Here is a 13,526-nt window from a genome sequence, read left to right on the forward strand (position 1 = left end):
CTAACAATGTTACTCTGCTCCAAACTTGTGTAACTGCAAGTAACAACATTAGTGCTTATGCAAGCAATAACCTAACCTTCTCAGTATCACCAATTACTTCTCAGACTGGAGATATTAGTCTCAAAGCTGACAAGGATATCATTGGGGTATATCAAGAAGGAGCAAAAGCAAAAATTAAAGCAACTCAAGGCAATGTAAGCGTAACCGCTCAAGGTAATGTTTCTCTTCCAAATGCAAATATTGAAGCTGGAAATCGTGCCGAGGTTATTGCGGCTAACAATGTTGACTTAAGTGCTTCGGGCGTTAGTGCAACTAACCAAGTGAGCGTAACTGCAACTAATGGTTCTATTGCTGCTTCAGGTGGTAACTATAACTCTAGCCAAGGAAATGTGGTTATGACCTCAAATGCCTCTATGTCATTTGATAATGCAAATGCATACGCAAGCAAAGGGGTAGTTACATTTACTACTAAAGCTGAGCAAGCAAACTTCTCGGCTAATGGCTCGAATATTAATGCTACAACTGTAGGTATTACGGCAGCTAATAACATTAATTTCAGCAATACAAATATTAGTTCGGTAAATACTCTTGCCGTAAATGCTAACAATATTAGTGTTGAAGCTTCTAACCTAACTACTTCTGATGCCTCAAGTGCAATTAGACTAGTAGCAAGCAATAATCTAACTGTGGCTAACGGTTCTCTTGACACTACCGCAAATGTTGATTTTATTGCTAAAAACAACCTTGAAGTAAACAACAACTCGGTAACTAGCCGTCAAGGTACTATTAGCATTAACAGTAGTGAAGGTTGTGCAACTCTCAAGGCTGCAAGCATTGATGCTCACGATAATCTTAGCGTAAATGCCAATAAGGGTATTACCTTATCTGGTTCACCGCTTACAAGTAGCTGTGCTTCGGTAACTATTACTTCCGATGCTGGTATTGACGGTAAAATCATTAGTGATAAAGGTTCGCTAATCACCGCATACAATAATGTAAGCATTAGTGCCAAAGCTGGTGACATTAGCTTACCTAATGCAACTATTACAGCACAAAATGGTAATGCCTCTATCCAAGCGGTAAATGGAGAGGTTAACCTCAGCCAGTCAGGCATTACAGCTCAACGCCAAGTGAGTGTTGAAGCACAAAACAATCTAGTTGCTACAGGTGGTACTTATCAGTCGAACACTACAGATGTAGTCTTCTGTGCAACTGCAGGATGTGTAAGCTTAGCTGACGCTAAAGTTTACGCTAACCAAGGTGCATTCAAAGTTACGGCAAATGAATTTGAGGCAAATAACACCTTAATTGCGAGCCGTGATGATCTCAATATAAGTGCAACGCGCGTAGATGTGTCTAATGGCTCTAACTTTACTACAAGTCAAGGTAGCGTAAATGTTCAAGCGAGCAACATTAGCGTAAATGCTTCGGCAATTACCGCTAACCAAGAAATTTCCTTAGGAACATTAGCAACGCAAAACACAAGTATTACTGGTTCTACTTTAGTAACAACCCATGGTGATATAAGTGTGACAGGTGACCAAGAGCTAACTTCGACTAATACCAGTTATCAAGCAGGTCGCGATCTCAACCTTGCTTCACCAAATGGTAGTGTAGTAGTAAACAATGGTACCTTAACTGCAGTAAGATCGATTAATCTCACTGCTCCAAATCTAAGCTTAAATGACAATGCAACAGTTATTGCTTCTAACCTAGGTATAGAAACAGTTAACTTTAGCGTAACTAACGGAGCTAACTTAAATGCAACTAACAATGTGGCGGTGAATGCAACCACCATTACGAGTCAAGGTCTCAATGTTAATGCAGAAAATGCTTCCTTAAGTGCAGTTAATATAAGCTTAACTGGTGGTACGATTAATGGTACTAAAGCAGTTACTCTAAGTGCTAAAGACAACCTCACTACTAACGCAAGCAACCTAGTTGCTCAAAACGGTGATGTTGCATTAAGTGCAAACAACCTCTCAGTAACTGCAGGTCAAGTTAAAGGAACAAATGTTTCTCTTACTTCAAATACAGCTACTACTGTAAGCGACAGTAATGTTACGGCAACAGCTGGAGTTTATGTAAGCTCTAACGGTACTACAACTGTAGGTACATCTAACTTAAGTGCAGCTGGTAATGTAACAGTTACTGCAGAAAAAGCAGTGAACTTAACTAACGGAGCTAACCTCTCAGCAAATAATGTTGTAGTAGAGGCAACTAATGGTTCGGTAACCTTTGACGGTGCTAACCTCACAGCCCAAAACACAACTACTATTACCGCTAAAGAGAATACAAGCGTAGCTAACAGTAATGTTTCTGCTCAAGTTGAAGTTAAAGTACACGCTAACCAAACTACTACTGTAGGTACTTCGAACTTAAGTTCAGCTGGTAATGTAACAGTTACAGCAGAAAAAACAGTGAACTTAACTAAGGGGGCTAACCTCTCAGCAAATAATGCTGTTGTAGTAGAGGCAACTAATGGTTCGGTAACCCTTGACGGTGCTAACCTCACTGCCCAAAACACTACAAGCATTACAGCTAAAGAGAATATATCTGTTAGCAACAGTAATGTTTCTGCTCAAGTTGCGGTTAAAGTACATGCTAACCAAACTACAACTGTAGGTACTTCTAACTTAAGTTCAGCTGGTAATGTAACAGTTACCGCAGAAAAAGCAGTGAACTTAACTAACGGAGCTAACCTTTCTGCAAATACAGATGTAGTGGTAGAGGCGACTAATGGTTCGGTAACCCTTGACGGTGCTAACCTCACAGCCCAAAACACTACAAGCATCACTGCAAAAGAGAATACAAGCGTAGCTAACAGTAATGTTTCTGCTCAAGTTGGGGTTAAAGTACATGCTAACCAAACTACAACTGTAGGTACATCTAACTTAAGTTCAGCTGGTAATGTTACAGTTACTGCAGAAAAAGCAGTGAACTTAACTAAGGGAGCTAACCTCTCTGCAAATAATGCTGTAGTGGTAGAGGCAACTAATGGTTCGGTATCGGTTGACGGTGCTAACCTCACAGCGCAAAACACTACAAGTATCACTGCAAAAGAGAATACAAGCGTAGCTAACAGTAATGTTTCTGCTCAAGTTGGGGTTAAAGTACATGCTAACCAAACTACAACTGTAGGTACTTCTAACTTAAGTTCAACTGGTAATGTAACAGTTACCGCAGAAAAAGCTGTGAACTTAACTAAGGGTGCTAACCTCTCTGCAGGTAATGCTGTAGTGGTAGAGGCAACTAATGGTTCGGTAACTCTTGACGGTGCTAACCTCACTGCCCAAAACACAACTACGATTACTGCAAAAGAGAATACAAGCGTAGCTAACAGTAATGTTTCAGCTCAAGTTGCGGTTAAAGTACACGCTAACCAAACTACAACTGTAGGTACTTCTAACTTAAGTTCAGCTGGTAATGTAACAGTTACCGCAGATAAAGCAGTGAACTTAACTAACGGAGCTAACCTCTCTGCAAATAATGCTGTGGTAGAAGCAACTAATGGTTCGGTATCGGTTGACGGTGCTAACCTCACAGCCCAAAACACCACAAGCATTACCGCTAAAGAGAATACAAGCGTAGCTAACAGTAATGTTTCTGCTCAAGTTGCGGTTAAAGTACATGCTAACCAAACTACAACTGTAGGTACTTCTAACTTAAGTTCAAATGGTAATGTAACAATTACTGCAGAAAAAGCAGTGAACTTAACTAACGGAGCTAACCTCTCTGCAAATTCAGATGTTGTGGTAGAGGCTACTAACGGCTCAACTACAGTTACTGGAGCTAATATAAACGCTCAAAGTGGTAATGTTCACCTAACTGCACAAGACAATACTTCTGTTGCAGGTAGTAATATCTCTGCCCTTAATGGAGTTAACCTAGATGCAGTTAAAGGTGCAACTAAAGTTGAAGCAACTAACTTAACTTCAACGCAAGCGTCAGTAAACTTAACTGCGAACCAAGGTGTTAGTCTAACTAATGCTTCTAGCGTTAATGCCCAAAACACTGTACGTATTTACTCAAGAACTGATAGTGTTAATGTAGAAAACTCTAATGTAACTGCAAAAGTGAATGTTGACGTAGATGCTAATACTGCAATCAACTTAAGCAATGGTTCACAGATAACAGCAACAAGTTCTAACAGTAACATTTCCTTAGTTTCAGCTAATAGCAATATTAGCGTGGTAAATTCAAGTGTAAGTTCACCTGATACAACTATCTCTACTCCTAACGGAGCAGTAAACATAAGCGATAGTAATGTTTCAGGAACAAGTATTAACATTAGTGCAAGTGGAAATGTAACAGTAATTGGTTCGAACTTAATCGATCCACAAGCAACCAGCACCTCAAATAGTAAAGTTAAAATTGAGAATGGTGGCAATATTACAATTAGTAAATCTAATATCTCAACTAGTGCCGTAGACCTCGATGGTAAAGCAGGAATTAATATTACTTCTACCAATACGATCGGTCATCATAATATCTCTCTTGTTTCAGGAGAAGGCAATACTGAGATTACAGGTTCGAATTTAAGTTCGCCAGATACTACACTTTCTACGCCTAGTGGAGCGGTGAACCTAACTAACTCCAATATCACGGGAGAAACTTTAAACATTACAGCTCCAGATATAGTGGTTAACTTAACCAACATCACTATTACTAAAACTATTGATGTGCATACGCCAACTATCTCGAGCGACGATGAAGATGATGAGCCAACTTATGTACCTGGTAACATAACCTTCGTTGATTCTAATGTTAACTCTACAGGGGGAGACGTAATTATTCGTAATCCAGAAGGTAATATTAGCGTAACTAATAGCAGTATTAATTCGTCATATGGAGAAACAAATATTACGGGTAACCATGTAAACTTAACTAATGCAACTTTTGTGGGTGAGAACCAAACTATTATCTATAACAACTCTATTGTTAATAACAATAATAACTATACTAATAGTACTCACATCCCTGGTCGTACGCTCATTTGTCGCCTCTCTATTGAAAACTGTGGCAATGAAAACAACGGCACAAGAAAAGTTGGTCGTAATGGTCAAGGTAATCTAAGTTACCAAGTAGCTCGTGACTCAGGTCGTGATACACCTGTAGGAACTATCTCAAGTGATGAAGTACAAGCAAACTATACTCTCGTAGATGGTCAAGGAAACAGTGTTTCTAGTCATAGAAATCAAGATGTTTCCCGTTGGTTCACAGGTAATATCTCTCAGTTCACTGCAGATGATATTGCTGTACTAGAACAATCAGGAGTATATCAACTTGAAACTTGTAACCTTGTAGTAGATAAGGTTTTAGCTGAGTATGATCCAGAAACTATTACTGATCATATTGACGAAGTTAAAGCTAAATTAAGTACCTTAGGTATCACAGCACATGACTTTACGCGTTTTGTTGAAGCATGTAGAAAATATGTTTACTGGAATGTAAACAGTAAAGATAAGTAATAAATTCTTATCTTAAGTAAATTTCAAATGGCAGTCCGTCTGGGCTGCCTTTTTTTGTGCAGGAAAAATCAAAATAAAACAAGAAATGAAAACAAGAAATGAAAACAAGAAATGAAAACAAGAAATGAAAACAAGAAATGAAAACAAAAAATGAAGAAGGAAAAATGAAGAAGGAAAAATGAAGAAGGAAAAATGAAGAAGAAAAAATGTACATGAAATAAAGAAGGTATGACGAAATGAAGAAGTAGTAAAAAATGAAAAAAAAGATAAAAAAGGCAAAAGTGAAAAAAAGAAAGGAAGCGAAAAAATAAAACCGCAAAAAAAGCTACAAAAAAACTTCAAAAAAAAATAAACACAGGGCAATTACTAATTATCTCAACTCAAAAAAATATACTTAGCTCTTTGCTTAATTATTTAAATAAGTTCTTGACTAATTCACTCAGAAAAAACACTATTTCACAGACCTAATTACTTTATTTTTAGCTAAAACCTCTTATTTTATTCTTAAATTTTACCCTTTTAAGAGTTTAAGAAGGATTTTAACAAAAAAAATATAACAAAATGCCTATATAAAGTTAATAAATCGATTATAATAAAAAATAAGGCAGTGTTTTTTAAAAACACAAAATAACAATAATTTAACTTATCTCTGAGTTAATACATTTTATAACTACTACTTTAATTATTAATCAAGTTTTGCTGTACTATTATTGGCTATTTTAGTGTAACAATGCTTGATTAAATAGTGACCTAGGGCGTCATAAAAGATTAGGTGTGAATTGTTTTTAGATCTTAAGAAAAAATTTCTGGCAGAATTTTTTCTTCTCGGTGCATCTTAACTTAAACATTAACAATAATAATTTTTATATTTCCTTTGTATAAAGGAAGTCTCTCGAGTCTACTATTCTTCTTTGTCACCCAAAATTCCCTCCTTCTATTTTATATTCCCTTTATCGCTCAATTAATTAGTAGTAATTTGTAAATTTTAATTTTTTTAATGTACAAATTATTATGAATAAGATCTACAAATTGAAGTTTAATCGCAATACTCTTTCTCTCGAAGCAGTATCCGAAATAGCGACTAATTGTGCTGCAGGGGCTACAGACACAACTAGTAAAAACAAACTCTTTAGCTTTAATAAAGTAAGTAAACTTTTAGGCGGTTTACTTCTTGCCCTTCCACTTACAGGAATTAGTACAGCTTATGCTAGTAACTCTTTAACTGGTGCAACTGTAATAAACGGTAAAGTGGATATTGTTACTAAGGACTTAGTAACTACCATTACTAACAGTAATGGTGCGATTATTGAATGGGAAAAATTCAATATCAAAAGCAATGAGTTAGTTAAATTCATCCAAGAAAGTTCCAATTCTGCAGTACTTAACCGAGTGCTGGGCGGAAGCGTGTCGCAAATTCTTGGTACCTTAGAGTCAAACGGTAAAGTATTTATCGTTAACCCTGCAGGTATTGTTTTTGGGGCAAACTCAGTTGTAAACGTACAATCTTTAGTTGCTTCTACGCTTGATATTAGCAACGAAGACTTTGTTAAAGGCAACTATGTATTCAATCAAGAAAAAGATCAAGCTATTGCAAGTGTACTTAGCCAAGGTTTAATTAAAGTAAACGATGACGGTACTCTAGCTTTAGTGGGTGGTCAAGTTGTAAACACTGGTGTCCTAGAAGCTAAAAATGGTACAGTTTACTTACTTGCAGGTCAGTCAATTACCATTCAAGATTTAGATAATCCATTAATTTCTTACAAAGTTACTGCCGAAAACAAAGCAGTGAACCTTGGGGAAATTGTTTCTAAACGTGCGTATTTATTAGCAAATAAAGTTGCCGTAGGTTACACTTCAGCAGAACAATTTGCGGATGTAATTTCTACATCTGATTCAGCTCGTAAAGCATCAATTACCGCTAATGGTGAAGTTTTACTTTACGGTGCTTCTGAGTCAGATTTAGTACAACAAACTAATTTCACTGATGCTCAATTAGCTGCTAATATTAGCAATCAATCTGGCTTAGTGGTAATTAATGGTACGATCAATGCCTCTAATGCAACTGGTACTGGCGGTACAGTTACAGTATTAGGTGATGTAGTAGGGTTAGAAAGCTCTGCGTTAGTAAACGCGTCTGGTAACCAAGGGGGACAAGTTTACCTTGGTGGTGATGAGAAGGGCAAAGGAGAGAAAAAACTTTCTTCAAATACTATTGTTGTAAATGGAGCTCAAGTTAACGTTTCTGGTACTAATGCTAATGCAGGTCAAGCTATCGCTTGGGGTAATACTGCTTATTACGATGGTACTTTTTATGCAACTTCTGTTAATGGCAATGGTGGTTTAGTAGAAACCTCTGCAAAACAATTAAATCTTTTAGATAACCTTTATGTAGATACTAGATCTGTAAATGGTAATGTAGGTACTTGGTTACTTGACCCAACCAGCATCTATGTAATTAATGATACTCCAGATTGGAGTGATCTCAACACTCAAACAGGTGGTTCCTACTCAGATTCAGACCTATGCACTACAAGTACCTCTAACTATAAAGCACGCGATAATAAAGGTAATGATATAACTTTTATTAAAGCTTCAGTAATTAATACATCTTTACAGACGTCTAATGTAACTTTAGAAGCTAATAATAGCATTTGGTTTTACTTCCTTAACGATGAGTTAAATTCCACCAGCAATTATAATCTTAATGTTAATGCTAAATATGTAAATATCCACCATAGTAATATTACCCTCGCTGGAAATCTATTTATTTACAACTCTTCATCGAAGGCTGGAGATACTTTTAATATTACTAACTCAAATGTTACAGTTGAAAGACTTTGGTATTCTGGTAAAGGTGATGTAAAAATTGTTAATAGTACTACAAACTCTACTACATTTTGGACTTCTCTTCGTACTACTTGTGGGAGTATAACTGTTGATAACTCAAGTCTAGTTGCTGCTAATCCTGTTACTCTTTATGCTGAAGTTGCAGTAACCCTTAATAATACTTACATCAACGCTTCGGGCTATAATGTTAGCATTAATGGGAAAGCTGGAGTAACCCTTAATAATACTTACATCGACGCTTCGGGCAATAATCTTTCCATTTATACACCAAGTTGTAGTACACTTAACATTAATCAAGATCTAACGTCTCTTGATACTACAAAAAATACTTTTATTGGTAATAACGTCTCTTTATCAGGCGGAACAGTAAATGTACATAACATTACCATTAACAGTATTACTACAACCTCTATTAGTTCTTCATGTGCTACCAGTGGTGTAAATGCTAGCAATATTAATGTAAGCGCTCGTAATTTTTCAATCCGTGGATCAGAGTTAAATTTCAATAATTCTAAGGTAGAAAATACTTCAGGCTACTTAAGTGTTACAACAAATAAATCTGCAAACCTAGATAAGATTAACTTTAGTAATGTAGCATGTGTTACTTTTACTTTCAGAGATGCTAATGTTAATATTACTAACTCTAATTTCTCTGGAAACAAAGATGTAACAGGCAACATTACTTTTGAAAACGATGCAAGTAGTAGAACTAACTTAAGTACAATTAACCTTACTAATGTAAACATTGATAACTTTAATCAATTTACAACTTACCAAAGATATAATGCTACTACCAACGTTTCTATAAATAGCGTAAATGTTACAGATGTAAAAGATATTAACTTTGCCGCAACTAACCTTACTAACTTCTCTACTGGTAAAAAAATCAATGTAAGTGCAGATGGCTTTAATGTAAATATTACTGGAACCTATACTGACAACTCTCTAGTTAATAATTACAATAATGTAACTATTGATGCTGGTAATTATATTCGTATAGGTACAGCTAACTACAATAGCTCTAGCTTTAGCAACAGTACATTTAATGGAACAAATGTAACTCTTGGAGCTAGTTTCTATGATCGAAATGTTAATTATGATGAGAAAGTTTTTACGCTTACCCAGGGTATAAATCTTCTGAATAAAGAAGTTTCTCACTTCAGCAACTTAAGTATCAACGCTAAAGAAAACGCTAACTTCATCTGGATAGGTACGGCAACAAACATCTCTAATGTTTCGATAAATAGTACAAAATCTACATTTATCCTGTTAACCGCATTTAATACCACTGATAGTAACAATAATCCTATTGTAACTGCTATTGATAAATTTAATGTTAATTCAGATGAAGGTAGTATAAATTTAGGCTTTAGAGACTCGACTGTTAATACCGAGCCTACAACTATAACCTTAAAAAATCTAAACTTTACTGCAAATAAGCAAGCTCATGATAATGGTACTTCGGCTAGCAATGGTATAACTATAAGTTCTTCCAATCAGGACTATAATGCAAAAGGTACAACTGCTACTGATGCCTCAATCCACATTGTTGACAGTAAGTTAAAATCTTCAGGTGATTCTGTTACTGTTACTACTAAAAATCAAGGGGCAATTACAGTTACGAACTCTACTTTAGAGGCGTATTCTTATGTTCTTCTTTGTACTAGTAGTAATCAACATATTAATGTTATAGATTCTAACCTTACCTCCTGTGCAACAAAAGCTTTCTGGCCTACATCTCCAGTAGATGTAATTAGACTCCACTCTAGTGGTGATGTTAATGTTAGTAACTCCAATTTAACAGCAGGTCTATACATTAACTTAACAACTAACGGCACTGGTTCTACTTTAAACCTTGTTAATGGTAGTAGCATAACCTCAGGAACAGATGTAAATATTTTCTCAAATAGAACTAATGCTACTGATATTAACCTTAGCAATGTAAAAGTTAATGCTACCCAGCAGCTCAATATCTATAGCACAACTGGTGATGTAAAAGTTGCTGATAGTAATCTATCTACTGAAACCAATTATTCAACTATCTACCTCAGTAGCGGAGACTTTAACGTAAATAACTCTAACTTCACTGCAAGAGGTTTTATTTTCAATTCAACAGCACCAGAAGGAAAAGTAGCTGAATTTGAAAATGTAAATGTTAAAGTTGGTGATCTATTTACCACCCTTATGGTTGCTAATAACAATACCTTAAAAGTTAATGCATCTAATTTTACAGGTAACGGTTATGTAAACTTTACTGGTAATAATGCCAACGTAGAAATTACTAATACCAATATTAGTGCTACTAACACTAGATATAATACTATTACCTTAGGTGATAATTTAACTAACAAGTTTGTTATCCAAAACTCTACCGTTTGCTCAACATACGGTGATGTTCGTCTTACAGCAAAAGACAGTATTGTAACCAACAATTCTAACTATGCTACAGGTGATGATTTTGTCTTTAATGTAACTAATGGTACATTTAGTCTTCTCGACAACAGCAATAAATTTACTATTGGTGACAACCTAACTATTTATGGTAATCAAGGCGTTGAATTAGCTGACTTAGAAATTACGGCTGGTAACTCCGCAAATATTACAAGTAAGGGGCAAACTAATCTTAGCAATGCAACCGTAAATGCTAAGAACAATGTAAATACTTCAGGTGTTACTGTTAACCTTAACAAACAAAGTAAACTAAATGCTGGAGCTAATGCTAGAGTAAATGGTACTAATGTTAATATTGACAACTCTACTGTTACTGGTGCAGTAGATGTAAGAGTAAATGGTACTGAAGTTAATCTAACTAACTCGACCCAAGTTACGGCTACAAACGGTACTGATGTTAGAGCTAATACACTTAACATAAAAGAAAACACAACAGTTAGTGCAGGAAACAGCACCTACATTTGTGCAACTCTTCTAAATGTAGATAATGCAACTATAAGCACTACTAGTACAACTTGCAGTACAGCAAATATAACAATTCGTACTAATACTGCTAACTTTAGCAACCATGCTAAAGTACTCAGTAATTCCGTATATATAAACTCAAACTACGTTAATGTAGACAATGCTACACTTACGTCAACAACAGGTTACACAAACGTATCTGCACCTAATATTTCTTTAAGTAATAGTGCAAATGTATCAGGTGAACAAGTTAATATTTCGTCAACAAATGTAACCCTAAACACTGCATCTAATTTAGGTGCTACTAATAGATTAGACGTAAATACTACCAACCTCAGTATTGATAATGCAACTGTAGGTGATGTGGCTGGCGACACGAGACTTTGCATAACAAATGATTTAATTGTTACAGGTGAACAAGCAATTCTAACTGGTAATATCGTACGTGGGGTTATAAACAACAACCTAACGGTTAATGCTGGAGCTATTGTAGGGGCTGTTGATTACTTTACGCTTAACGCCTCTAAAGGTAATGTAACTATTGATAAAGGTAACGTAGGTCTTAAATATTCAACAAGAACTCACTATATTTACGGTACTAATATTAGCTTAGTTAATGGCTCTCAAGTTCAAGGTTATGGTATTCATCTATGTGCAACAAATAATCTTGATTTCAATGCTTCAACGGTTGATGTTAGTTCTGGTGCTACCTTAAGAGGTTACGTAAACCTAACTGTTAAAGATGCTCCAAAAATCAGTGGTTATTATGTAGATCTAAATGCTTCTAATGGTCAAACTAGTATTGATAACAGTAGCATCCAAAGTACTTCAAGTAGTGTAGTGATTAGAGGTAAGGATTTAGTAAGCCTTAATAACTCTAAAGTAGAATCAACAACAGCTACTAGTGTGCGTGCAACAACTATTAATGTTGCTAAAAGTGAAATTAAAGCTAACGAAAGAGAAATCTCTTTAGGTGACGCTAATACAACAAGTACTAATGTAATAGATACTAATCTCACAACTACAGGTAGTAACACTGACATTAACCTTCGTGGTAATGAGAACGTGAATACAACTAATGTTAAAGTTGATTCTTCACGTGATATTAACCTTTCATCACCAACAGGAACTGTTACTTTAAATAACACCTCGCTAACTGCAGTAAGATCGATTAACCTTACGGCTCCAACCGTAAATCTTGCTGATAAAGTAGTTGTAACTACCGCAAATATTGGTATAGCTACAACCAACTTTACGGCTACTAGCGGAGCTAAATTTAATGCAAGCGAGAATTTCACCTTAGTTGCAGAAAAAGAAATCGTTACAACTAATCTCGAAGTTAACAGTAACCGAGCAAACTTACAAGGGGCTAATGTTACTTTAACTGGTGGCACAATTAATGGTACTAACGGAGTTGCGGTTACAGCAAGTAACAACCTTAACACTAATGGAACAACTTTAACCTCAGCTGAAGGTAATACCAACCTCGCAGGTAACAACCTAAGTGTTACAGGTGGTGCTGTTAAAGGTGCAAGCGTATCTCTAGTAGCAAATGAAACTACTACAGTTAATGCAACAAGCTTAACTTCAACTGCTGATGCTTACGGTAAAGTGACTGTTAAGGGTAAAACTGCTACTCTTGATAATGCAACTATTACCACTACTCCAGATTCTAAAGCTCAAGTTAACCTAATCGGACAAGAGGGTGAAGTAAAAGTTACTAACTCTACGGCAACAAACGGTAAGCTAAATATTACTGCTTCTAGTGTTACTTTAACTAACTCAAGCTTTACTGGTGATGCGGGTGAAGCCGCAGTTATTAATGCAACTACAGGTAGCGTTGATCTAAATGCAACTAATGTAACTAACTTTGCTCAAACTACAATTACCGCAGAAAAAGGCAATATTACTTTAGAAAACAACTCTAATGTTGAATCAGGCTCTGACTTAAGCTTAAAATCAGGTGATCAGTTAACGGTTAAAGAATCAAGTGTAACTTCAACTGCTCAAACAGGTAATGTTACTTTAACTAGCCCGAATAAAACTACTTTAGATAAAGCAGTCGTTAAAGGAAGTGGTAAGGTTGAAGTATCTACAACAAGTGGCGATACTACAGTTACTGACACTACTTTAGAATCTGCAAATGATAATGTAAGCGTTTCTGGTGCTAATGTAGTTGTTGCTGGTGGTAAAGCTTCAGGTACAAACGTATCTGTAACAGCTAGCGAAAAAGTAGATGTAAACAACATTAGCTTAACCTCAACTGCGACTAAAGACGGTCAAGTGGTAGTA

Annotated in this window: 2 protein-coding genes (1 of these 2 cut by a window edge); both read left to right on the forward strand. The window is 35.8% G+C overall.

What is annotated here, in order from left to right; all coding sequences use genetic code 11:
* A protein-coding gene (locus tag CJP74_RS00965; protein ID WP_119496408.1) for a hemagglutinin repeat-containing protein crosses the window boundary here: on the forward strand, window positions 1–5,471 show its 3' end. 25,000 nt of this gene lie to the left of the window's left edge; the window shows 5,471 of its 30,471 coding nt (coding positions 25,001–30,471); its start codon lies beyond the left edge, outside the window; the stop codon is at window positions 5,469–5,471.
* A gap of 1,011 nt (window positions 5,472–6,482) precedes the next feature.
* Window positions 6,483–13,526 (forward strand): two-partner secretion domain-containing protein (locus CJP74_RS00970; RefSeq protein WP_147397033.1); only part of this gene is annotated, 7,044 nt, incomplete at its 3' end.

This window comes from Psittacicella melopsittaci (assembly GCF_003585925.1).
Classification (GTDB): Bacteria; Pseudomonadota; Gammaproteobacteria; order Enterobacterales; family Psittacicellaceae; genus Psittacicella; species Psittacicella melopsittaci.